Raw genomic sequence first — 23,317 nt, forward strand, 5'->3', positions numbered from 1 at the left:
TATTTGCGCCCGTTAATTACTTGCGCTTGGCCCGCTCGATTGCCTCGACGATCATCTTCTTGGCATAGGCGGCGTCGTACCAGCCCTCGATCTTGACCCATTTGCCGGGTTCGAGATCCTTGTAGTGCTCGAAGAAGTGCTGCACTTGCTGGCGGGTAATGTCGGGCAATTGCGTGTATTCGTGAACGTCCTCATAGCGCAAGGTCAGCTTGGGCGAAGGCACCGCGATGACCTTCTCGTCCTGGCCGGCATTGTCCTCCATCACCAGCACGCCGATCGGCCGCACATTGATGACACAGCCCGGCACCAGCGCGCGTGTGTTGCAGACCAGCACGTCGATCGGGTCGCCGTCGCCCGACAGCGTGTGCGGCACGAAACCGTAATTACCGGGATAACGCATCGACGTGTGCAGGAAGCGGTCGACGAACAGCGTGCCGGCCTCCTTGTCCATCTCGTACTTGATCGGCTCGCCGCCGATCGGCACCTCGATGATGACGTTGACGTCCTCGGGCGGGTTCTTTCCGCTGGCAATCGCTTCGATACGCATCGCTTTATCCCTCTCTCGATTGGAGATCGATAGCGGGCGACGGCGAATGGTGCAATGCGGCGAATGGTACGGGGAGATCGTCCGAACCGAAAACCGGCCGGATCATGCGCTGGCCGTCATTCCCAGACGAAAGCGACCTTCTTCAGCGCTTTCTGCTCGAATATCTCGACGCCCTCGGCAACATCGCGGCCACCGGCGCCGGCATAGAAGGCAAGTGCGTTCTGATTGTCTTCCAGCGCCCAGACCACCATGCCTTTCAGGCCATGGTCGGCCAGCCGTGCCCGTGCGGCCGAGAACAGCCGGCTGCCGAGCCCGATGCCTTGATATTCCGGCCGCAGGTAAAGTTCGTAGATCTCGCCCTGCTGCCTGAGTTCGCGGGCGCGGTTCTTGCCGATCGTCGCATAGCCGGCAATTTTGCCGCCGATTTCGACGACCAGGACGGTGGCAGCGCGGCGAATGGCATTCGCCCACCAGTCGGCGCCGCGGCGGTTGATCATCGATGTCAGCGTGCGGTGCGGGATGATGCCCGAATAGGCGCCGCGCCAGGCCTCGAGATGCACGTCGGCGATGGCGGCTGCATCGCGCGGTTCGGCTTTCCTGATGTCGATGCTCAGCGTATTCATGATTGGTTAACCATAAACCCGCTGCGCCCGATTGCAAGAGTCCGGTCAGCCGCCGCGATGCTTTCACACAGCCGGACGGTGCGTCCTTGAGACGCTGCAAAACCGCTTTTGGCGAGATCAAATCTCGACCAGATGGTCGTCCAGTTCGTTGCTGTCGCCGGTCGAGACCGGAAAATGCTCGGCCAGTACCGCACCGACCGCTTGGATCGCCTTGACGAACCCCTCGGCAAGCCGATCGTCGCCGGCATGCGCCGTAAGGTCGCGGACGACACCGTCCCAGACATGCTGGCCGACACGAGAATCGATCCCGCTGTCGGCGACCACCTCGGCATAGCGCTCCGCAATCGAGACGAACACCAGCACGCCGGTGCGCGCCGTGGTGCGGTGGACGTTGCGAGCGAGGAACTGCTTCATCGCATTGGCGTGGGCGGCCTGGTAGCGCAGACGCCTCGGCACCAAATGGATGCGCAATGCGGGCAGTGCCCACAACAGGATGAGCACACTGGCAAGCGCCAGAAGCTCGGCGATGACGAAATGCGGCAAGCGGATCGACAGCCACCAGGCTTCCAGCCCGTAACCGACGCCGAGACTGACGACGAGCATGCCGAGCATCGCCATGAAAGCGGCCGGGAAGAAATAGCCGTCGCTGGCGTGCGCCACGACGCAGTAGATCTCGCCGTCGGTCTTTGATTCGGCAGCGCGGATCGCATCGGCGATGCGCTCATGATCCTCGGGGCTGATCGGTCGTGTTGCCATGATTGATGTCTCACCAGCTTCCTGAAGAACCGCCGCCGCCGGACGAACCGCCGCCGCCTGAAAACCCGCCGCCGGAACTTCCGGACGACCAACCGCTGCCGGAACTTCCAGACGACCAGCCACTGCCGGACGAGGTCCCCGACGTCCAGCCCCCGCCACCGGAGGGTGACGAACCTGGCCCACGGCCGTAGCGGAACGTCATGCCCAGCCATTTGTACACGCCCGGCGACAGTTTCGTGCCGAAGATCGGCGGCAGGAACGCCATTGCCAAGCCGCCGAAGAACATCGTCGCCCACAGGACGATGAACAGCACGAAGATGGGATCGACAGGGTTGTCATTCGCCGGATTGCGCTTGCCGCGCGCCTCCAGTTCTTCGGGATTGCCTTCCAGCACCATGATCATGTCGTCGACGGCCTTGCTGATGCCGCCTGAGAAATCGCCGGCACGGAAAAGCCGGCACCATGTCGTTTTCGATGATCAGCTTGGTGTGCAGATCGGTCAGCGTGCCTTCCAGCCCATAGCCGACCTCGATGCGCATCTTGCGGTCGTTCGGCGCCACCAGCAAAAGCACGCCGTTGTTCTCCTTCGCCTGGCCGAGTTTCCAGGCGCGAAACAGCCGGTTGGCGTAAGGCTCGATCTCCTCGCCGTCGAGGCTGGGGATGGTCGCGACGACGATCTGGTCGGACCCCTTGGTCTCGAAATCGGCAAGCTTCTGCGTCAGCGCCGCCTTGGTCGCGGTATCGATGATGCCGGCATTGTCGACGACCCGTCCGGTCAGCGCCGGCAGTTCGGCGGCGAAGGCCGCGAAGCCGACCAGCAGCACCGCCATGGCCATAAGCGCGGTGCCGATCATTTTTATGAAACGGCCGGATTCCACCGGGCTGATGGCGTGTCTTGTCATCTCGTCACCAGCTCCCCGAGGAGCCGCCGCCGCCGGACGAACCGCCGCCGCCGGAAAACCCGCCACCGCTTGAACCCGACGACCATCCCCCGCCGGAACCTCCCGACCAGCCGCCGGACGACCGCCGGCTTGGCTCGAAGGTCATGTCCAGCCAGCGATAGCGGCCGGGACCGATCTTCTGGCCGAAGATCGGCGGCAGGATGGAGGCTGCGAGGCCGCCGAAAAAGATGATTGCCCAGATGGCTATGAAGATCGTGAAGAACAGATCGTCGCTGTTGAACGGCGGCTGCTGGTTGCGTTCGCCGCGCGCCTCCAGCTCTTCGGGATTGCCTTCCAGCACCATGATCATGTCGTCGACGGCCTTGCTGATGCCGCCGGAGAAATCGCCGGCGCGGAAGGCCGGTACCATGTCGTTTTCGATGATCAGCTTGGTGTGCAGGTCGGTCAGCGTGCCTTCAAGCCCATAGCCGACCTCGATGCGCATCTTGCGGTCGTTCGGCGCCACCAGCAAAAGCACGCCGTTGTTCTCCTTCGCCTGGCCGAGTTTCCAGGCGCGAAACAGCCGGTTGGCGTAAGGCTCGATCTCCTCGCCGTCGAGGCTGGGAATGGTCGCGACGACGATCTGGTCGGACCCCTTGGTCTCGAAATCGGCAAGCTTCTGCGTCAGCGCCGCCTTGGCCGCGGCATCGATGATGCCGGCGTTGTCGACGACTCGTCCGGTCAGCGCCGGCAGTTCGGCGGCAAGAGCGGTAAGCGGGAGAAAGAGGCTAAGGCAAAGAAAGATGATCCGCAGTGATGCCAGGCTGGCGTTCCTTCGCGCCCCTCTCTGTCCTGCCCTCTTTGCCAAAACTTGGCATCTCCCCCACTTGCGGGGAGATCGACTACGGCGCTGGCTTTCGCTAGCTTTGAATGTTGCAGGAGTGGACAGGACGCAGAAGACTGCCAATCTCCCCACTTGCGGGGGAGATGTCCGGCGGGACAGAGGGGGCGCGACGGAGTGCAAGGCCAGCGGAGACCGCGCTCACCAGGTGTTCTTCACCCGCCCTGCTGCGTGCCGAAATCGACCTTCGGCGGCTGCATCTTATCCTCCTCGATGGTGAAATTCGCAAACGGCTGGTTGCCGCGGAACCACAAGGTCGCCCAGATCACCGAGGGGAAGGTCCTCAGCGTCAGATTGTACTCTCTCACTGCCTGGATATAGTCGCGGCGGGCGACCGTGATGCGGTTCTCGGTGCCTTCGAGTTGTGCTTGCAGTGCCAGAAAGTTCTGGTTGGCCTTGAGATCGGGGTAGTTCTCCACCACCGCCAGCAGGCGCGACAGTGCGCTGGTCAGGCCGGCCTGGCTGTCCTGGAATTTCTTGAAGGCTTCCGGATTGTTCAGCGTTTCCGGCGTCACGGTCACCTGCGTCGCCTTGGCGCGCGCTTCGACGACGGCATCGAGCGTGTCCTTCTCGTGCGCGGCGTAGCCCTTGACCGTGTTGACCAGATTGGGGATGAGATCGGCGCGGCGCTGGTATTGATTCAACACCTCGCTCCATGCTGCCTTGGCGTTTTCCTCAGCCGTCGGGATGGTGTTGTAGCCGCAGCCGGCAAGCAGCGGCAGCATGACGGCCATGACCAGGAACGCAGCTAAATTACGGAAGATTGGCGGTGAAGAAAGGCGCTGGACAAGCATGATAAGGTCCCCTCGATAGCATTGGCACGGGAAGCATTAGCACAATCCTTGCGCAAGAAAATGACTTCGGCCGAGAAGTGTTACTGGTTTTCTACCATTCGCCGTCGGGCCCTGTGACAGACGAGGCGAACGGGTTAAGCTCGGCATAAAACGGGACATCACCATGGCGAAACGCCACGACAGCGACGCGGAATCGCGCCGCATCATCGAACGGGTGGCACGCGAGACCGACCCGGGCGGCACCTCGTTCCTTGCACGAACCACTAAAGGCGCGCGCGACCACGTCACCGCGGCCGATGCCGACCGGTCGGACCCGATCGAATATTGGGGCACCCGCATCGGTCGCGCAGCGGGCTTGCTTATTGCCATCGGCCTGTTGATCTGGCTCGTGCTTTTCGTCACCAGGGGCAGTTAGGAAAAATCAATGAGTGCCGAAAAAGCCGACGCGCCGCGCGCGGTCATCGTCGTCTCCAGCCATGTCGCACGTGGCTCGGTCGGCAACCGTGCCGCCGTCTTTGCGCTGGAGACGCTCGGCTTTCCGGTTTGGGCGGTGCCGACCGTCATTCTGCCCTGGCATCCGGGGCATGGCCGGGCCACCCGCATCGTGCCGCCGCTGGACCAGTTCAAGGCGCTGATGACCGACCTCGAGCGCGCGCCGTGGCTGGGCGAGGTCGGCGCCGTGCTGTCCGGCTATCTCGGCGAGGCTGGCCAGGCCGAAGTCGTCGCTTCGCTGGTCGGTGCGGTCAAGGCGAAGACGCCGGACGCCCTCTATATCTGCGACCCGGTGATGGGCGATTCGGGCGGGCTCTACGTACCTGAGCCGACCGCAATCGCCATGCGCGACCGGCTGATGCCGATCGCCGATATTGCCACGCCCAACCGCTACGAGCTGGAATGGATGGCCGGAGCGCCGCTGCCCGACTTGAAATCGGCAATGGCTGCAGCCCTGCAAGCCGGCCCACCGGCAATGCTGGTCACTTCGGCACCAGCGATGATGGCCGGCGGCACGGGCAATTTACTGCTCACCGGCAGAGAGGCACTGCTTGCCGAACACCGGCTCATCGACAAGCCGCCGAATGGGCTCGGCGACCTGACGGCGGCCGTCTACCTGGCGCGGATCCTGTCCGGCCAGCCGGCCGCCAAGGCGCTGCAATCGACCACGGCAGCGGTCTACGAGATCCTGGCGCGCACCGCCAAGCGCGGCGGCGACGAATTGCAGCTCGAGACCGATGCCCAGAGCCTGTCGCACCCGATGGCGATGGTGCAGCTTCGCCATCTCCTGCATCCGGAACGGGACCGCCGGGCGTGAGGCAGGCCGAAGACGGTGCGCCCCAGGATGATGCGCCCAAGGATGTTGTGCCCGATCATGTTGTGCCTGGGGATGTTGCGCCCAGGGGTGTTGTGCCCAGGGGTGTGGTGCTAGTCGGCGTCGACGGTTGCAAGGCCGGCTGGATAGCCGTCCGCCGCGATCCCGGTGCGGCACCGTCGACAGCCGTTTTCCCAAGCTTCGCGGCGTTGCTCGACCGACTGCCCGTCAATGCGATCGTGGCGGTCGATATGCCAATCGGCCTGCCCGATTTCTCCCAAAGAGGCGGCCGCGGCCCGGAGGCACTGGTGCGGCGGCTGCTTGGGGCCCGGCAGTCCAGTGTCTTTGCCATCCCCTCCCGCGCCGCGCTCTACGCGGAGATCGAGGCCTTCACCACGGTCGACGCCTGGTACGCCGCACATCGCAAGGCAAGTGAGGTGGCCAAGACGACATCAGATCCGCCGCGCGGCGTCTCGATCCAGGCCTTCGGCATCTTCGCCAAGATCCGCGAGATCGATTCGCTGCTGATCGCGCGCCCCGAACTGCGCAGCCGCGTCTTCGAATCGCATCCGGAAGTTGCCTTCTGCAAACTGAACGGCAACCGGGCGATGCGCCTGCCAAAGAAGATCAGGGGCAACATCAATCCGGCCGGCATGGCCGAACGCAAGGCGCTGCTTGCCCAGCATGGTTATAGCCAGGATTTTCTCGACCAGAGGCCGCCGCGCGGCGCGGGCGCCGACGATTTCCTCGACGCCGCGGCGATGATGCTGATTGCCGGACGCATCGCCAGAGGCGAGGCAATGCCGTTTCCGGATCCGCCGGTCGCCGATCGTTACGGCATTCCCGTCGCCATCTGGGCCTGAGGACCAAGGCTAACATTTTGGGCAGCATGCGTCAGGAGCGTGATCTGAGCGCCTCATTGAGCGACCACATATCCTTCTCCTCGGGCGCGGTCTCCAATCCGAGCACGGGAATTTGCTTGCGCAAATGGTCGTGGTGGGTGCGCACCCCATATTCGAGATCGGAAAAGTAAAAACCTCCGAAGGCTTCGGACAGCATGGATTCGTTGGACCATATCGAAAGCTGTACATCCTCAGCCAGCGTGTCGCGGTCGATGCGGTAGGATAGGTAACGGGCAGCCGCCTGCTCCCTGGGCTCGTCGCGATAGCGGTAGATGGCGCCGCGCAGCAGCGTCTCACCCGTCGACAGCGGGAATTCCTGATAGAACTGCACCGATTCCGGCATGATCGACAGCGCGTTGTTCGGGAAGATGCCGTAGTAGATCCAGGCCTTGCGCAGGTACTCCGGCAAGTGCTTCGCCTCGGGTGCGAGCTTGATGTATTGCGCGACGCTCCAGCGCCGTCCGGCATGCGGATTGTAAGTGGCGAACGAGCGCGACACGCCGTTGACGAACGGCTCGTCGAAATAGGTCGCACCGTAAAGATCCTGCAGCGCCGGATGCGCCATGGCGACGTGGTAGCCTTCATTGTCGACATCGCGCACCGACTTCCAGTTGACCGGCGTCTTTTGGGTCCACATGCCCCAGGACGGCACCATCTCGGCCACGCCGTAATAAGCAATCTCGGCTTCGATCGGCTTCAACAGCTCGGCCACAGATGGCTGCGGCCCACCCTTGCGGAAGCGGATGAAGATGAAGCCCATCCAGATTTCGAGCTCGAGCGGCATCAGGCCGAATTCGGTCTTGTCGAGGTCGGGGAAGGAACGCGGGCGGGCAGCACCGCGCAGCGTGCCGTCGAGATTGTAGACCCAGCCATGGAAAGGGCAGACCAGCGCATTCTTGCAAGTGCCCTGGCTGTCGGCAACGACGCGACTGCCGCGGTGGCGGCACATATTGTTGAAGGCGCGCACCACGCCATCCTTGCCGCGCACGATCAGCGCCCGTTCGCCGACCACATCCATCGTCAGATAGTCACCGGCGTTCGGCACGTCGCAGACATGGCCGGCGATCTGCCAATGGTTGCGGAAGACGTGCTCTTTCTCGAGCTCGAGCAGGGCGTCGGAATGATAGCTCCAGCCCGGCAGGCCCCGCCGATCCCAATCGTTGGGGATTGCCACGTCACGCAGATGCGGGTTCATAAAAAGCTCTTTATTTATTGAATGATCGTTCAATAAAAGCATATTTTCCGTTGAAATGCAATGGCTTGTGAAAATGGGGCGAATTCTTGACGGGAAATCGAGCGGGATTTGAGAGCCGAGTCCGAACGATCGAAGCCGGGAAAATCCCGGGAATTCCAGACGTTAATCCCCTCACGCGTGTTAAACGCCCGACGCTCTGTGGGCCTGGAAAGGCGACGTGGATCTGGTGCCGTGGATAGCGGAAAGCGAGCACAGAATGCCACCGGTGCTGCCAGCTACGCCTGATCGGTTTGCCCAGGAATGGCCCCGGGCTTGGTTTCATGCCGGTTACACAATCGTTAATCCATCATCGTTGGCCGGTTACAAGGTGCGATTAAGTTCGTTTCAACAGGGAAAAGAAGAAGACCGAAGGAAACGACGATGCGTACGAAAATCCAGATCACCGATACCGACCTTCGCCAGCAGGGTCCCCAGCGTAACGACCGGCGCCCGAAGCTGGCGCTGCGCCAGCGCGCCAGTGATCATCCAATGGCGATGTTCATGCTGCTGGCGGCTGCCGCATTTGCCGGCATGGCGCTGACGCCAACCGTCGGTCCGGCCTTCGCCTCACTGAACCCGCCGGCCAACCTCATCGATGGCGCGACAACCACCACCAAGACGGCGCGCCTGCCGATGCCGGAGATCGATTTTGCCTGCAAGGGGCAGGCCTGGGGCGCCGAGAGCCTGGATTGCCTGCGCGTCATCGCTGCCCAGTCGGGCAAGGCACGACCGGTCCGCATGATCGCCAATGCCGCCCCGCTGGCTGATACGCCGAACGTTTTTTGATTTTTTGCGAGCGCCCTCCAGCACTCCAGTCAGGCTCCCGCCGCAATGTCGGCCGGGAGCCTTTTTTCTTCCGGGGAGAGATCGCGGAGTCTAGCCGCCCAGAGCGACCTGCTCGGCAATGGCCGAGAGCACGCCGCGCACATCCAGCGTGCTGAACGGTTTTTCGAGGATTGGCGGTCGCTGCTGCGCCGGCAGCGCTTCGATCTCGCCTTTCGCGCCGATCAGATCGCCGGTGACAAGCACGAAGCGCCGCGCCAGACCCGGCAGTTCGGCGAGTAGCTCGCGATAGGCGGCTATGCCGCTGGTGCCGGGCATGCGCAAATCGGAAAACACGATGTCCGGCGGCACATGGCCGCTCAGCGTCGCGTCGGCCGAGACCCAGGCCGGCACGATCCGCGACTTGATGCCCATCAACTCCAGAATGTCGGACAGCGACGCCGCGACATCCGGCTCATCGTCTATGATCAGGGCGTGACGCAAGCCGCTCGACCGTGACGGAGCTTCGCCGGCGGCGGCGGCGACGGCCGCGATAGCCGGCAGCTGCACGACAAAACGCACACCTCTCGGCGAAACCTCCTCGAACCAGATATTGCCATTGTGCCGCTCGATGATCGATTTCGAGATCGACAGGCCGATGCCGGTACCGACACCGACCGGCTTGGTGGTGAAATAGGACTCGAATATGCGTGAACGTATCGCTTCCGGCACGCCTGGGCCGTTGTCCTCGACCGAGAATCCGGGATTGCCGCGGTCGCTGCGAAACGTCCGGACCTTGATCCGCCGGTCGCCGGCAATGCCGGCCAAGGCGTGCTGGCTGTTGATGAGGAAGTTGGCGGCCACCTGCGTCACGTGGTCGGCATCGGCCATCGCCAGCAGCGGGCCGCTGGCGAAATCGGTGTCGATGATGATGCCGCTCGACCGTGCGCCATAGGCGGTCACTTCGAGTGCGGCGCGGATCACCTGGTTGAGGTCGGTTTCGGCCTGCGCGGCCGGGTGCAGGCGGACCATCGACAGGAAGCTCTTGACGATACGGCCGCAGCGCTCGGCGGCGGCGCGTACCTTTTCGGCGCGCACCTTGGTCTGCGGATCGGCGGCGAATTCGTGCAGCAGCGTCGACTGGGCGACAACCACGGCCAGCGGATTGTTGAGCTCGTGCGAAACGCCGGCAAGCAGCGAGCCCATCGCCGCCATCTTCTCGTTCTGGTGCAGTTTTTCGCGCTGGCGGTTGATTTCCTCCTCAGCCCGCAACTTATCGCGCAGGTCGCGGATGGAGCCGAAAATCAGCTGGCGATCGGCGACGCGCATCTCGGTTGCCGTCAGCTCGATCGGAAAAACCTCGCCGGCGGCATTCTGGGTGACCGTTTCGAGCCGCTGGCCGACCATCGGCGCGCCGCGGCCCGACATGTACTCGGCGCCCGACGCATAGCCCTTGCGGTAATATTCCGGCACGACCGTGTCGAGCAGGTCCTTGCCGAGGATATCGCTGCGTCGATAGCCGAACATCTTCTCGGCGGCCGGATTGAATTCGATGATCGAGCCGGTCTCGTCGATGACGATGATGGCGTCGAGCGAGGCCTGCAGCATGGTGCGGCGAATGACGTCGCTGGCATGCGCGTCGGAGGGCGACCGTTCGATGGCATCGCCGATGGCGAGTGCCACCATGTGCAGCGCCGCCTCTTCCTGGTCGGTCCATTCGCGTTCGTTAACGCAGTCGTTGACCGCCAGCGTGCCCCACAAATTACCGTGCGAAAAGACCGACACCGACAGGAACGACTTGATGTTCTGCTTTTCGAAATCGGTCCGCAGAAAGCCTTCGAGATCGCGTGTGTGCCCGGCGAATATCTTGCCTTGGCGCTCGTCCTCCGCCAGCTGTTCCAGCAATGGGTCCGAATCGACGACCGACTGCATGATGACGGTCGGTGACGCCAGTTCGCCGCCAAACCGGGAGGCGATCCAATAAGCGGCGACCGACTGGGCGAAGCCCTGGCCGGGCAGTTCGCGCAGGCGAAACAGGATGCCGCGGTGACAATCCATGGCTTCGCAAAGCGTCTGGAGGATGCCCTCCATCTCGCGCTGCCAGTCGCCGGCTTCGCGCAGCCGGCGAACCACATGCACGGCCGCCATCGCCGCGCCCTGCCTGGCGCCCTGCGTGTCCGCGCGTGCTGTTTCAGCCGTCATGGTCATTTCCTGGCCGTGGCTTGCTCAAGCCGCCGCGCCTTAGTTGTTTTCACCGGCTGGCAGCGAGAAGATATAGCCTTCGCCGCGCACCGTGCGCAGGAATTTCGGATTGGCCGGATCCGCCTCGATCTTCTTTCTCAGCCGCATGATGCGGATGTCGACGGCGCGGGATGATTCCGGGTCCTCGACGAAACCGATCGCCTCGGAGATCGCCGCCCGCGTCAACAGCCGGTTGGCGCGCGTCAGGAACACCTCCAGCACGTCGAACTCGCTCTTGGCCATGTCGATGACCGCGCCGTTGGCGCCGGTGACGAGCCTGCCGTCAAGATCGGCGTGAAAGGGTCCGAAGCTCACGGACCGGCGGCCGCCGGATGTTTCAGCCTTGGCCTTTTGTGGCTCGGTCGGCTCCGGAACGCGACGCAGCACGCTGCGCACCCTGGCTAGCACTTCGCGCAATTCGTAAGGCTTGACGATGTAATCGTCAGCGCCGAGCTCCAATCCGACGATGCGGTCGAGCGCGGTACCGGCGGCCGTCGCATAGATGATGCCGATCGGCATTTTCGACCGCATCCAACGGCCGAGCGACAGGCCGTCCTCGCCCGGCATGGCGATGTCGAGAATGGCCAGATGGAAGGACTGCGTTTCCAAAAGGTCCCGCGCCGCCGCCGCACTTTCGGCCGTGGCCACATCATAGCCGCTGGCGCCGAGATATTCGGCGACCGCATCCCTCAGGTCTGGCTCGTCCTCGACAATGACAATTCGTGCCCGCACGATGCTTTCGCTCCCGCTTTCAGCGGAAAGTAGATTGGGTATAAACATGATGTCCAGCACTCTTCTTGGGTTGCCGTTTGCGGGGTAGAAAAACATGGCTGCACGATCCGTCATCGCGCTTGTTTCCGTCGCTGAAGTAATTGCGACCGATCTCGCCGATCATCTCGAGCGGCGCGGTCATGACGTCCGTGCGGCGCGACAGCCGTGGGAAGCCGAATCGCTGCTTTCGGAAAAGGGCATCGACGTCGTGGTTGTCGGCGACAGCGTCAGCCAGGCGGAGGGGCGCGACCTGCTCAGGCGACATGGCGGCGAAGGTGGACCGGATTTCATCCTGATCTGCCGACCGGCCGATCTGGTCGACAAGGTTCTCGCGCTCGAACTCGGCGCCGCCGACGTCGTCGAAAGCCCGCTCAATGTCAGGGAGCTTGCCGCTCGCGTCGGCGGCCTTCTGGCTCGGCGCGGCAGGAGCGCCGGGGAACTGATCGTGCTGGAGAACGCGACCGTCGATCTTAGATCGGCCATCGTCATGCACCGCTCGGGCACGGAAGAACAGCTGTCCCCGGGGCAGGTGGCGCTGCTCAGGCTGTTCCTGGCCAGCCCGCGCAAGGTGCTGACGCGGGACGACATCATCGCCGCCGCACCCGCCGAAAATGCCGAAGCCTTCGACCGGTCGATCGATTCGCGCATCGTGCGGTTGCGCCGCAAGCTCGATACCGAAACCATCACCACCATACGAGGTGCGGGTTACCGGTTCGATCCGCCTACGCAATTCGCCGATTGAATGCAGGGCACCCACCCTTTTGTTTTGAGCATCGGGTTTTCCCAAAACCGGTTTCCACTTTGGGGTCCGATGCTCTTCAGCGCACCACGAGAAGCGACGGGCCGGACGGCATGTCATTGTTCGAGCTGACCTCGCCGGCATGGGCACGTTCCTTCAGCAGCACGGTGGCGAGGCCGGCAATGCCGAGCAGGCCCTGCACGTAGAGCAAGGCAGAAAGCACGGAAGCGGCGAATTTCGTTTTCATCCTGTTCGTTCCTCAAAATTGGAATTTGCGGGCACTTCAGGGGACCCCCCGAAGCGCCCGCGCCGCCAGCGGAGCCCCCCGTTGCGGCGCGGGCCTTCGGTCCTCTCGGCTGCAAGTTGCCGGAGGCGCCGCGCATCCTCAACGGCTCTAAGCCGCCCCCGCCAGAGGGGCTTGAGCCGGTCGACGCGCAGGCTGGAAACTGTCCAGACCAATCCAGACCGTAGCGAAAACAGTGTAGGCTTCCGATCGTTCGTTGCCGGCTGTTTTCGTTAGGTCAACTTTGCCTGTTCGCTGTATCCGGATCATGCCGCCAAGGCCGCGCTTTGTTGCAGCTCGGTTTCGGAGTCAGGTGAATTCCTCTCAAACGAAAGGCAATCGCGTATTCGTGCCGCGGTTTGGCCGATCTGCTTAGGCAAACACGCCACCGTCATGACAACGTCGCGCAACTGCAAGCCGCTTTGCACGGACCTTTTTCTGTTAACCAGGGGAAACAGAATCGAAACAGAAACGAGCATCCAACGAAATCGGCTTGAAACATGACGCCCCGATAAGCCGGTCATCGAATTGAGCCGGTCCCGACCGGCAGAATAGGGGAGACATCATGTACACTGCCATTTCCGCCAAGCTCATCAACATCGCCGCCGCGGTCATCACCGGTGCTGCCTTGCTTGTCAGTGCCGGCAACAGTGCAGCCCACGCCGCCGCCAACAAGATCGTCGCGCGTGTGTCGCTATCGCAGCAGACCATGGAAATCCTGGTCGACGGCCGGCCGACATTCGCCTGGAAGGTCTCGACCGGCGACAGGACGCACGTCACGCCGACCAGGTTCGTTCAAGCCGACCCGCATGCATGAAATGTGGTATTCGAAGAAATACGACAACGCCCCGATGCCGCATTCGGTGTTCTTCAGCGGCGGCTACGCCGTACATGCGACAAGCGCCATCAAGCGCCTCGGCCAGCCAGCCTCGCATGGCTGCGTGCGTCTGCATCCGGACAACGCCGCCGATTTCTACCAGCTCGTGGAGGTCTTCGGCCCGGCCAACACCAGCATCGTCATCGTCAAATGAGCGATGCTTCTCGTCGCTCCCAGGAAAAGGCCGGAAATCCGGCCTTTCTTTATTAGCGCAGTCTAATTCGGCATTACCGGCATCAGCTTCGGATCCGGCTTTTCGGCGTGATGCGGCAGGTCCTTGCTGGCGATAAAGGTGTAGAACATCGGCACCACGAACAGCGTGAACATGGTTCCGACCAGGATGCCGGTGAAGATCACCAGGCCCATCGAATAGCGTGCCGCGGCACCCGCGCCGCTGGAGATGATCAGCGGCACCACGCCGAGCGCCATCGCCGCCGTCGTCATCAGGATCGGCCGCAGCCGCACCTTGGCCGAGGCGATGATCGCATCACGCCGCCGCATGCCGTGCATTTCACGCTGCTGGTTGGCGAACTCGACCAGAAGGATGCCGTGCTTGGTGATCAGGCCGATCAGCGTGATCAAGCCGACCTGGGTGTAGATGTTGAGCGTGCCGAGCCCGATATTAAGCGGCACGATCGCGCCAAAGATCGAGAGCGGCACCGCCATCATAATGATCAACGGATCGCGGAAGCTTTCGAACTGCGCCGCCAGCACCAGGTAGATGACGAGCACAGCCGCCGCGAAGGCGATGATGATCGTGTAGCCCTGTTGCTTCTCCTGCCTCGACTGGCCGGTATAGTCGATGAAGAACGTGTCGGGCAGACTTTCCCTGGCGATGTCCTCGATGGTCTTCAGCCCGTCACCGGTGGTGACGGTGGGCAATGGCAGAGCGGAAATCGTGGCGGAGTTCAACTGGTTGAACTGCTCGATGGCGGCCGGCGACGCGTTGGTCGAGATCTTCACCACCGCCGAGAGCGGCACCATCTCGCCCGACACGCTGCGCACGAAATACTCCCCCAGCTTTTCGGGATTGTCGCGGAATTGCTGCGGTACCTGCGGGATGATGTCGTAGCTGTTGGATTCGCGGTCGAATTGCGCCACCTCGGCGCCACCGACCAACAGGGTCAGCGTCCGGCCGATGTCGGCGATCGGCAGGTTGAGCGCGGCGGCGCGATCGCGGTCGATCGTCACCGTCACTTCCGGCGCGTCGTAGGACATCGAATTCTGCACGGCGAGGAAGCGACCGGAGGCCTGCGCCTTGTTCTTGATGTTCTCGGCCGCCTCGTACACCTGGGAGGCCTCGCCGGTCGAGCGCACCGCCATTGTGATTGGCAGGCCGCCGCCGGAGCCGGGCAGCGTCGGCGGCGCGAAGACGAAAGCCTCGACGCCTGCCACCTTGGCAAGGCGGGCAGTGATGTCTTCCTGAAGTTCCTTCGAGCTGCGCGCGCGCTCGGCCCAGTCCTTGAACGCAAAGCCGACGAAAGCGCTGTTCGTCGGGCCTTGGAACGCGACGGCGGAGAACCGCGCCCTGGTTTCGGGGATATCATTCACCAGCCCGAGAATCTGGTTCACATAGGTCTCGGTGTAGTCCGACGTCGCATAGCGCGGCGCGTTCACAATAGACAGCAAGAAGCCCTGGTCTTCTTCCGGCGCCAGTTCGCTCGAGGTCTTGGTGAACATGAAACCGGTGGTGGCGACCAGCGCGAGGACGATCATCAGCGTCACCGGGCGATAGTTCAACGAACCGGTGACCAGCCGCTCATAGACGTGTTCGACGCGCCCGAACGTATTGTCGACAATGCGCTGGAAGCGGCTGTGCGAGCCGGACCTCAGGATACGTGCCGACATCATCGGCGTGATGGTGAGGGCGACGACACCCGAAAGCACCACCGAGCCGGCAAGCGTCACCGCGAATTCGCGAAACAGTGCGCCTGTCAGACCGCCGGTGAAGGCCAGCGGCGCGAACACCGCGGCCAGGGTTATCGTCATGGCGACGACGGCGGACGAGATCTCCCGCATGCCGTTGAAGGCCGCCTGCATCGGCGACAAGCCGTCTTCCTCCATGTGGCGGTGGATGTTTTCCACCACCACGATAGCATCGTCAACAACCAGTCCGATCGCCAGCACCATGGCCAGCAACGACAATAGGTTGATCGAATAACCCAAAGAAAACAGCAGGAAACAGACGCCGATCAGCGACAGCGGAATGGTCACGATCGGCATCAGCACCGAGCGGAACGAGCCGAGGAAGAGCAGGATGACGACGATGACGATGGCGACCGCCTCGCCGATGGTCTTGAACACCTCCTCGATCGACGCGCTGATCTGCTCGGTCGAATCATAGACGATCTCGATCGTCATGCCGAGCGGCAGCGTCTCCTGGATGGTCGGCACAATCTTGTGGATCGCCGCCGCGGTGGTCAGCGGATTGGCGGCCGGCGTCGGAAAGATGGCGAGAAAGATGCCGGGCTTGCCGTTGAAGGTGACCCTGGTGTCGGTGCTCACCGCGGCGAGCTCGACGCGGGCCACGTCGCGCAGTCTCACCACATTGCCGTCTTTCGAGCGGAGCGGAAGGGCAGCGAAAGCCTCCGGCGTCTGCAGGGTCGAGCGAACCGTGATCGAGGAAGCCACATATTTGTTTTCGGTATCGCCGGGCGCAGAGAGGAAATTCGATTCGTTGATGGCCGTCAGCACTTCCGCCGCCGTCACGCCGCGCGCCGCCAGTTTGATCGGGTCGATCCAGACACGCATCGAATATTCGGCGGCGCCGAAAATCTGCACGTCGGCGACACCTTCGACCGTCGAGATACGCGGCCGCACGACACGCTCGATATATTCGGTGAGCTGTTCCGGCGTCATGTTCGGGTTCTGCATCGAGATGTACATCATCGCGAACTGCTGGCCGGTGCCCTTGACGATCACCGGGTCTTTGGTTTCGTCCGGCAGATCGCCGCGAACGCTCTGAACCTTCGACAAGACTTCGTTCAGCGCGACGTCGGGGTCGGAGCCGAGCTTCATCTGCACTGTCACGGTGCTGGAGGACGGCCGGCTCGACGACGTGACATAATCGATGTTTTCGGTCGAAGCGACGGCACGCGCGATCGGCGCGGAAATGAACCCCTGGATTAGGTCGGCGCTGGCGCCGGGATAGGCCGTGGTGATCGTGATGGCCGTTTCTTCAACCTCTGGATACTGCCGGATCGAAAGGTTGAAAATGCCCTGAAAACCCAGAAGCAGGATCATGCAGGCAAGCACGGTCGAAAGGACCGGGCGGCGGATGAAGAGGTCGGAAAAGCTCATTGCTGGGCTGCCTGCTGGTTCCCTGGCTTGCTCGGATCGATCGTGTTGTCGACGGCAACGGACATGCCGTTCGAGAGCCGGTTCTGGCCGGCGGTAACGACTTCGTCGCCGGGCTGGATGCCTTCCAGGATCTCGACCAGGCCGGCGTTGTGGCGGCCTGGCTTGACGAACACCTGGGCGAGCACGAGCTGTGGCTTCTGTTCTTCCGCTGCCGGTTTGGCTTCCGCTGCCGGTTTGGCTGGGGTAGCGGCCGGCTTTTCTTCGGGTTTTGCCGCGGGTGCTTCGGCTGCGGGCTTGGCAGCATCTGCAGCCGGCTTTTCCTCCGGCTTCGCCTCGGGAGCCGCCCCGTTGGCTTCGGCGGATTTCGCCGCGCGCACCACGAAGACGAAGTCGCCGTACAGGCTGGAAGTCAGTGCCGTCTGCGGCAGCGCCAGCACGTTGTTCTCCTCGGGCAGTTCGATGCGCACCTGGACGAACTGGCCCGGCGTCAGCTTGCCTTCCGGATTGCCAACCTCCGCCCTCACCGTCACCAGCCGGCTCGTCGGGTCGATCTTCGGATCGATACCGCGGATGCTACCGGCGAACGGCATGTCGCCGCCGCCGACGCCCAGCCGCACCGTCTGTCCGATCTTCAGCTGCGGAAGCTGCTGCTCCGGCACGGTGAAATCGACACGCATCGTATCCATGTCCTGCAAGGTCACCACAGCGGTGCCGGGTGTGAGATACTGCCCAAGGTCGATTTTCGGAATACCGACGGTACCCTTGAAGGGGGCCGTCAACTGCTTTTGGTCGAGCACCGCTTGCAGCTTGTTTACCTGCGCGGCGGAGACCGATGCTGCTGCCTGCGCCGTGTCGAGCGTAGCGTCGGTGCCGACCCCGCGCTTCTGCAACTCAAGAGCGCGCATCAGCGTCGTCTGGTCGGATGTGGCTTGCGCCTTCGACGCAACGAGATCGGCTCGCTCGACGGCATCGTCGAGCTGCAGCAGCACGGCGTTGGCGGCGACCTTCTGATTGGCATGGAACAGGATGTCCTTGACGATGCCGGCAGTTTCGACCGTGAGGTCGACACCGCGTACGGCACTGACAGTGCCGATCGCCTCGATGCCGGGCGTCCAGGACATAGGTTTGACAATGACCGTCGACACGGTCGCGGCTGGCGGCTTCATGGTGGCGAAGAACTGTTTGATTGCATTGTCGCGGAACAGGTTGAAGCCGACGATGCCGCCGCACACCAGCACGAGCAGAATGAAGGCGATGATGAAGCGCTTGATCACGAACAGTCCCCTCGGCCATGGCCCAGCATAACGGTCGGACGACCGGAACACATACCTGTGACTGGTCCCAATTTCAAATGACGGCGATCTTACTGTACCGTCTGGACGGTCTTGTCAATTCCGCCTAAGCTAATGAATGGGGAACGCTTGATGAAGGCCCGCAGAGCAAATTCGCGCGAGAAGATTCTCGCCGCCGCCGCCGACGTGGCGCGCGAGACGGGTCCTGGCAGCCTTTCGCTGGATGCGGTCGCCAGCCGTGCCGGCGTGTCGAAAGGTGGTCTTCTCTACAATTTCCCGACCAAGGCGAAATTGATGCAGGCGCTGGTGGAGGATTACCTCAGTGCGTTCCAACAGGCGCTTGAGGCCGCCCGCACCAACGGTGTCAGCGGTGAGAGCCCGCTTGCGGCCTATATCAGGCTTTCGGCCGAGCATGCGGAGGAGTCGAAACCGTCTGCGTCCTGGATATTTTCGGCGATTGCCGAGGATCCCGATTTCCTGACGCCGATAAAATCGTTCAGGCGGCAGCTGTTCCAGCGGCTGAAGGGGGAGACTCCTAACCTCAGGGCGCTGCTGGTCTGCTATCTCGCCATCGAAGGGCTTCGCAGCATGAACCTGTTCGGTTCGGACATTCTCTCCGCCGAAGAGCGCCGGCTGCTGATATCGACGCTGCTGGAGATCGCGGAATAGTCCAGGAATGCGCCGGCCGGGTTCAGTTGCCTCGGTCGCTTCGATCGCCCGTTTGCGTCGACCCAAAGTGCCTGCCGTCACACAGGCTTCATTGTGCCGACATAGCGTCCTCCCATTCTTTGCTGCAACGCAGGAGGAGTGGGTATGGTCGATATTGTTTCAAGCGAGGCAGGAATTCCAAGGCCGGAGCATCCGCTCGACCGGCCAAGCGGCACCGGCAAATGGTTTCTGCCGGCCTTTGCCGTCATTGTTCTGGGCGGCCTTGCCTATGTCGGCTACGCGCTCAGCCAGGACCTGACCAGCACCGTCGCGGTGCCGTGGATCCTGCTTGGCCTGGCGCTGCTGATCGCGCTCGGCTTCGAATTCGTCAACGGTTTTCACGACACCGCCAATGCGGTGGCAACCGTGATCTACACGCATTCCATGCCGGCCGAGCTTGCGGTGATGTGGTCCGGCTTCTTCAACTTCCTCGGCGTGCTTACCGCCAGCGGAGCGGTCGCCTTCGGCATCATATCGCTGCTGCCGGTCGAGCTGATCCTTCAGGTCGGCTCGAGCGCGGGGCTAGCCATGGTTTTCGCGCTGCTGGTCGCAGCGATCATGTGGAACCTCGGAACCTGGTATCTCGGCCTGCCTGCCTCGAGCTCGCACACGCTGATCGGTTCGATCATCGGCGTCGGTCTCGCCAACCAGTTCATGGCCCCGGCCGGCTCCGTCACTAGCGGCGTCGACTGGTCACAGGCATCCAATGTCGGCCTGTCGCTTCTGATCTCGCCGCTGGTCGGATTCGGCCTGGCCGCGCTGCTGCTTCTGGTGATGAAGCTGCTGGTCAGGAACCGCGAGCTCTACGAGGCGCCCAAGTCGAGCGCTCCGCCGCCACTGTGGATTCGCGCGCTGCTTATCTTCACCTGCACCGGCGTGAGCTTTGCCCACGGCTCCAATGACGGGCAAAAGGGCATGGGCCTCATCATGCTCATCCTGATCGGCGTGGTGCCGACCGCCTTCGCGCTCAACCGCACACCGGACGTGAACTATCTCGAAGCTTACAAATCCGCGGCGACCCAGGTCGAAACGGTACTCGGCAAATACGTCAAGCCCGGCGTCGCTGTGACCGACGCGGCGACCGTGGTCGGCGACGCCGTTCGCACCAAGACCTGGAAGGACGAGACCACGCCTGCCCTGCAGAGCTTCATCCACGACACCAGCGCCATGTTGTCGCCCTATCCGTCCGTGGAAAAGCTGCCGACAACGCTGGTCAGCAACGCCCGCAACAACATCTATCTTACCGGTGAAGCGCTGAAGCTGATCGACAAGAGGAAGCTGCTGCCGATGCAGGCAGACGACCTGAAGGCGGTGACGACCTATCATAAGGCCGTCGACAACGCGACGAAGTTCATCCCGCTCTGGGTCAAGGTCGCCATCGCGCTGGCGCTCGGCCTCGGCACCATGGTCGGCTGGAAGCGCATCGTCGTCACCGTCGGCGAGAAGATCGGCAAAAGCCATCTGACCTACGGCCAGGGCGCGTCCGCCGAGCTTGTCGCGATGGCGACGATCGCATCGGCCGACTATCTCGGCCTGCCGGTCTCAACCACCCATGTGCTGTCGTCGGGCGTTGCCGGCACCATGGCGGCGAATGGTTCGGGCCTGCAATGGTCGACGGTGCGCAACATGCTGATGGCCTGGATACTGACCCTTCCGGCCTCCATCTGTCTTGCCTTCGTGCTGTTCGTCATCTTCCGCCAGGTATTCTGAGCGGGGGCAGGGTTTGACCAGAATGTCGCGGCGCCGCCCGGATCATCTGAACGTGCATCGTTTCGGCCGGCCATGAATGACGCATCGCATCTGACATTGCTCGCCGCGGACGATCAGCACCATACTCCTGGGCTGGTCTGGGCCTATCATGCCGCTCCCGGCAAAGCTCCCGAACCGCTGGCGCCCCGAGACATAGAACCCGCGCTGGCCTCAGCGGACGGCTGGGTCTGGCTGCATGTCGACCTAGTCGACCGGCGCGCCCATTCCTGGGTCAGCCACGCCTGCGCGCTGCCGGCGTCGGCTCATGCGATCCTCGAAGGACATGAGGACAGCCTGGTGCTGGCGCATGAGAATGGCGTCGTTCACGGCATTTCGGCCGACCTGCATGGCGAGATCGCCCATCAGTCGACGACCATCGGCAGATTGCATTTTGCGGTCTCGGAGCGGCTGCTGGTCACCGGCCGCCGGCATCCGCTGGCGGCGGTGGAGGAAGTGCACACTGCCCTTGCCGCGGGGCTGCGGCCGGCCACGGCATTCGAGCTGTTCGAAACGCTGGTCATGGCTTTTTGCAAGACCACCAGCCTGCGGCTCGCCGCGGCGACGAAGCGCCTGGACGCAGTCGAGGATCATCTCGTGACCGAGCGGCTTGCAGACGAAAGACGGCAGCTGAAGGATGTGCGCCGCCTTGCCGTATCCCTGCATCGGCCGATCTCGGCCCTGGCAGCGCTTTTCCAGGATGAAGACCGTTCCGCGTGGAACCTTTCCGCCGGCGCACATGAAGTTCTGCGCCGGCTTGCTGCGCGCCTTGAACGGCTCGACCGCGAGGTCGTCATGATCAACGACCGGGCAAGGCTGCTGCAGGAGGAGCTTGCGGCTGAGCTTGCCGACGAATCGAACCGCAGCCTCAAGGCGCTGGCGGTGATGAGCGCGCTGCTTTTGCCGGGAACGCTGATCGTCGGCATTTTCGGCATGAACACTGGCGGGCTGCCATTCACCGAGAGCCCCAGCGGCTTCTTCCTGGCGATGCTGCTCGCGGTCGGCGCGACCGCCCTGTTCTACTGGCTTCTGCTGCGCGCCGGCGCCAATCTGCGGTTCTGAGGCCGATTAATGGCGCCGTTCGTTCACCTGTATGCAAAGTACGGGCTGGCACGTCGAAACCACGCCATCCCGCCTTCCGAAAATCGGTTCCGATTTTCGGGCCGATGCGCTAGAGCCTTTCGGGATTGAACCGTGCCTTTAACCCGGAAAGGCTCCCGCCGCTGCCCATGCCCCACCTTCCCGAGCATCTTCTCACCGGCTATCGCAGTTTCATGAGCGGTCGGTATCTCACCGAAAGCGGGCGTTATCGCGCGCTGGCGCGGGAGGGCCAGGCACCGGAAACGATGATCGTCGCCTGTTGCGATTCCCGCGCCGCGCCTGAAGCGATCTTCGATGCCGGGCCAGGCGAGTTGTTCGTGCTGCGCAATGTCGGCAATCTGGTGCCGCCCTATGCGCCCGACGATCAGTTCCACTCGACATCGGCGGCGCTCGAATTTGCCGTGCAGAGCCTCAAGGTCAAGAACATCGTGGTGATGGGTCACGGCCGCTGCGGCGGCATCCGCGCAGCACTCGACACCACGGCCGCGCCGTTGTCGCCGGGTGATTTCATCGGCAAATGGATGAGCCTGATCGCGCCGGCGGCCGAGACCGTATCGTCGAGCACCTTCATGACCGCGACCGAGCGCCAGACGGCGCTGGAGCGCATCTCGATCCGCTATTCCATCGCCAATCTGCGCACCTTCCCTTGCGTCTCGATCCTCGAAGGCAAGGGGCGGCTGTCGCTGCACGGCGCCTGGTTCGACATCTCGACCGGCGAGCTTTGGGTGATGAACAAGGACACCGGCGATTTCGAGCGGCCCGACACGGAGTAGGAGGCTGGGCATGGTGCGACTTCGGGACGCGTTCGCGGCTGCGGCACTGCTCTGCTCGGCAGATTTCGCCCGTGCCGACGACAGCGCGATCATCGACCGCTGGTATTCGGCACTGCTCGTCGCCGACCGCAGCGAATTGTCGGACCTGCTCGCCGACAACGTCCGCATCAAGCTCGATGACCTCGGCGTCGTGCAAAGCAAGCAGGAATTCATCGCCTCGATCGCCGAGTGGCAAGGCGCCGTCGCCGGGGCCGAAATCCGCCATCGGATCGAGAAATCGGAAGGCGGCGTCACCACTGTGATCGCCTGCTATGATTTTCCCAGCAACGACATGCTGATGCAGGAGACCTTTGCGGTCGCCAACGACCAGATCACCGCCAGTTCGCAAGCCGCGATCGCCGAAAACTGCGACGGTTACTGACCGAGTTTTCCGCCCAGGGCTTTTTTGGTGACGGGCGCTGGAATTGCCGATGTTATTTCGCGTCTAGGCCGTAGACTCATAAGCGCGAAGCCACAGTCGCATTGAGGCGAGTTGGATCATGGCGAGGAAGTTGGCTGCCAGTTTGTCGTACCGTGTAGCGACACGGCGGAAATGTTTCAGCTTGGAGAAGAAGCGCTCGATCAGGTTTCGCTCGCGATAGAGGCGCCTGCTGAAGCAAGGTTTCCACTTCCGGTTCCGCTTGGCGGGAATGTTGGGGCGTCGCACCGTGCTGCTGGATCAACTCCCGGATACGGTCGGCATCGTAGGCCTTGTCGGCCAGGACGATGATGCGCGGGCCG

At 62.9% G+C, this 23,317-nt stretch carries 21 protein-coding genes and 3 pseudogenes; 11 read left to right on the forward strand and 13 right to left on the reverse strand.

The genetic code is table 11. The annotated features are described in order from the left end of the window. Positions 1-16: 16 nt before the first annotated feature. The 6 genes and pseudogenes from ppa to NKH70_RS19225 all read right to left on the reverse strand — a co-directional run bounded on the left by ppa (position 17) and on the right by NKH70_RS19225 (position 4,502). Positions 17-547, reverse strand: coding sequence for an inorganic diphosphatase (gene ppa, locus NKH70_RS19200; RefSeq protein WP_023721304.1), 531 nt, complete (start codon positions 545-547; stop codon positions 17-19). 116 nt (positions 548-663) lie between these two features. Beyond that, the gene (locus NKH70_RS19205) at positions 664-1,170 is read right to left on the reverse strand and encodes a GNAT family N-acetyltransferase (protein WP_023678138.1); all 507 of its coding nucleotides are present in this window, start codon (positions 1,168-1,170) and stop codon (positions 664-666) included. Positions 1,171-1,287: 117 nt separating this feature from the next. Next, a complete protein-coding gene (locus tag NKH70_RS19210) occupies positions 1,288-1,926 on the reverse strand; it encodes a TPM domain-containing protein (protein WP_352458086.1) in 639 nt (212 codons plus the stop codon). A gap of 10 nt (positions 1,927-1,936) precedes the next feature. After that, positions 1,937-2,780, reverse strand: a pseudogene (locus NKH70_RS19215) (TPM domain-containing protein). A gap of 52 nt (positions 2,781-2,832) precedes the next feature. Further along, positions 2,833-3,675, reverse strand: a complete 843-nt coding sequence (locus NKH70_RS19220; RefSeq protein ID WP_353025827.1) for a TPM domain-containing protein — start codon at positions 3,673-3,675, stop codon at positions 2,833-2,835. Positions 3,676-3,863: 188 nt separating this feature from the next. Then, positions 3,864-4,502: a LemA family protein gene (locus tag NKH70_RS19225; protein WP_352718354.1), complete on the reverse strand. Its 639-nt coding sequence runs from the start codon at positions 4,500-4,502 to the stop codon at positions 3,864-3,866. A gap of 163 nt (positions 4,503-4,665) precedes the next feature. On the opposite strand from NKH70_RS19225, the gene NKH70_RS19230 reads away from it, so the two are divergent. From NKH70_RS19230 to NKH70_RS19240, 3 genes are all read left to right on the forward strand, one after another. Further along, positions 4,666-4,917 (forward strand): hypothetical protein, encoded by a 252-nt coding sequence (locus NKH70_RS19230; RefSeq protein ID WP_023678142.1) that lies wholly within the window; start codon positions 4,666-4,668, stop codon positions 4,915-4,917. Positions 4,918-4,926: 9 nt separating this feature from the next. Then, positions 4,927-5,811, forward strand: coding sequence for a pyridoxal kinase PdxY (pdxY, locus tag NKH70_RS19235; RefSeq protein WP_352718357.1), 885 nt, complete (start codon positions 4,927-4,929; stop codon positions 5,809-5,811). Between the two features lie 104 nt (positions 5,812-5,915). Next, entirely contained in the window at positions 5,916-6,671 is a 756-nt protein-coding gene (locus NKH70_RS19240) for a DUF429 domain-containing protein (protein WP_352718526.1), read from the forward strand. Between the two features lie 31 nt (positions 6,672-6,702). Here the strand turns inward: NKH70_RS19240 and NKH70_RS19245 are convergent, their stop codons facing one another. Next, on the reverse strand, positions 6,703-7,905 hold the full coding sequence (locus NKH70_RS19245) for an aromatic ring-hydroxylating oxygenase subunit alpha (RefSeq protein ID WP_353025829.1): 1,203 nt from the start codon (positions 7,903-7,905) through the stop codon (positions 6,703-6,705). Between the two features lie 420 nt (positions 7,906-8,325). Here NKH70_RS19245 and NKH70_RS19250 point away from each other — a divergent pair, with 420 nt between their 5' ends. Further along, positions 8,326-8,730 carry a hypothetical protein gene (locus tag NKH70_RS19250; protein ID WP_023678146.1) on the forward strand — a complete coding sequence of 135 codons (405 nt, stop codon included), beginning with the start codon at positions 8,326-8,328 and terminating at the stop codon, positions 8,728-8,730. 90 nt (positions 8,731-8,820) lie between these two features. On the opposite strand, the gene NKH70_RS19255 is transcribed toward NKH70_RS19250, so the two are convergent. Both NKH70_RS19255 and NKH70_RS19260 read right to left on the reverse strand, forming a co-directional pair. Next, positions 8,821-10,908, reverse strand: coding sequence for a PAS domain S-box protein (locus NKH70_RS19255; RefSeq protein ID WP_353016423.1), 2,088 nt, complete (start codon positions 10,906-10,908; stop codon positions 8,821-8,823). Between the two features lie 39 nt (positions 10,909-10,947). Next, complete coding sequence (locus NKH70_RS19260) at positions 10,948-11,727, reverse strand: response regulator (protein ID WP_352492215.1); 780 nt, start codon at positions 11,725-11,727, stop codon at positions 10,948-10,950. A 46-nt stretch (positions 11,728-11,773) separates the two neighbouring features. Here NKH70_RS19260 and NKH70_RS19265 point away from each other — a divergent pair, with 46 nt between their 5' ends. Further along, the gene (locus NKH70_RS19265; protein WP_292663715.1) at positions 11,774-12,460 is read left to right on the forward strand and encodes a response regulator transcription factor; all 687 of its coding nucleotides are present in this window, start codon (positions 11,774-11,776) and stop codon (positions 12,458-12,460) included. Positions 12,461-12,536: 76 nt separating this feature from the next. On the opposite strand, the gene NKH70_RS19270 is transcribed toward NKH70_RS19265, so the two are convergent. Further along, positions 12,537-12,704, reverse strand: coding sequence for a hypothetical protein (locus tag NKH70_RS19270; RefSeq protein WP_352909684.1), 168 nt, complete (start codon positions 12,702-12,704; stop codon positions 12,537-12,539). A gap of 601 nt (positions 12,705-13,305) precedes the next feature. On the opposite strand from NKH70_RS19270, the pseudogene NKH70_RS19275 reads away from it, so the two are divergent. After that, positions 13,306-13,771: pseudogene (locus tag NKH70_RS19275) on the forward strand (L,D-transpeptidase). Between the two features lie 62 nt (positions 13,772-13,833). Here NKH70_RS19275 and NKH70_RS19280 read toward each other — a convergent pair. Further along, positions 13,834-16,917 (reverse strand): efflux RND transporter permease subunit, encoded by a 3,084-nt coding sequence (locus NKH70_RS19280; RefSeq protein WP_353025830.1) that lies wholly within the window; start codon positions 16,915-16,917, stop codon positions 13,834-13,836. Continuing rightward, a complete protein-coding gene (locus NKH70_RS19285; RefSeq protein WP_502908374.1) occupies positions 16,914-18,191 on the reverse strand; it encodes an efflux RND transporter periplasmic adaptor subunit in 1,278 nt (425 codons plus the stop codon). Before NKH70_RS19285 ends, NKH70_RS19280 begins: the two co-directional genes overlap by 4 nt. A 150-nt stretch (positions 18,192-18,341) precedes the next feature. Between NKH70_RS19285 and NKH70_RS19290 the strand changes: the two genes are divergently transcribed. The 5 genes from NKH70_RS19290 (at position 18,342) to NKH70_RS19310 (ending at position 22,958) form a co-directional block, all read left to right on the forward strand. Further along, on the forward strand, positions 18,342-18,878 hold the full coding sequence (locus NKH70_RS19290) for a TetR/AcrR family transcriptional regulator (RefSeq protein ID WP_292663723.1): 537 nt from the start codon (positions 18,342-18,344) through the stop codon (positions 18,876-18,878). Between the two features lie 144 nt (positions 18,879-19,022). Then, a complete protein-coding gene (locus NKH70_RS19295; RefSeq protein ID WP_352909679.1) occupies positions 19,023-20,627 on the forward strand; it encodes an inorganic phosphate transporter in 1,605 nt (534 codons plus the stop codon). A 72-nt stretch (positions 20,628-20,699) separates the two neighbouring features. After that, positions 20,700-21,725 carry a transporter gene (locus tag NKH70_RS19300; RefSeq protein ID WP_352718369.1) on the forward strand — a complete coding sequence of 342 codons (1,026 nt, stop codon included), beginning with the start codon at positions 20,700-20,702 and terminating at the stop codon, positions 21,723-21,725. A 167-nt stretch (positions 21,726-21,892) separates the two neighbouring features. Next, positions 21,893-22,537 (forward strand): carbonic anhydrase, encoded by a 645-nt coding sequence (locus NKH70_RS19305; protein WP_352718371.1) that lies wholly within the window; start codon positions 21,893-21,895, stop codon positions 22,535-22,537. Positions 22,538-22,547: 10 nt separating this feature from the next. Further along, positions 22,548-22,958 carry a nuclear transport factor 2 family protein gene (locus tag NKH70_RS19310; RefSeq protein ID WP_352670458.1) on the forward strand — a complete coding sequence of 137 codons (411 nt, stop codon included), beginning with the start codon at positions 22,548-22,550 and terminating at the stop codon, positions 22,956-22,958. Positions 22,959-23,021: 63 nt separating this feature from the next. Here NKH70_RS19310 and NKH70_RS19315 read toward each other — a convergent pair. After that, positions 23,022-23,317, reverse strand: a pseudogene (locus NKH70_RS19315) (IS5 family transposase); the annotation flags it as partial.

The organism is Mesorhizobium sp. M0991 (genome assembly GCF_040318915.1).
GTDB lineage: Bacteria > Pseudomonadota > Alphaproteobacteria > Rhizobiales > Rhizobiaceae > Mesorhizobium.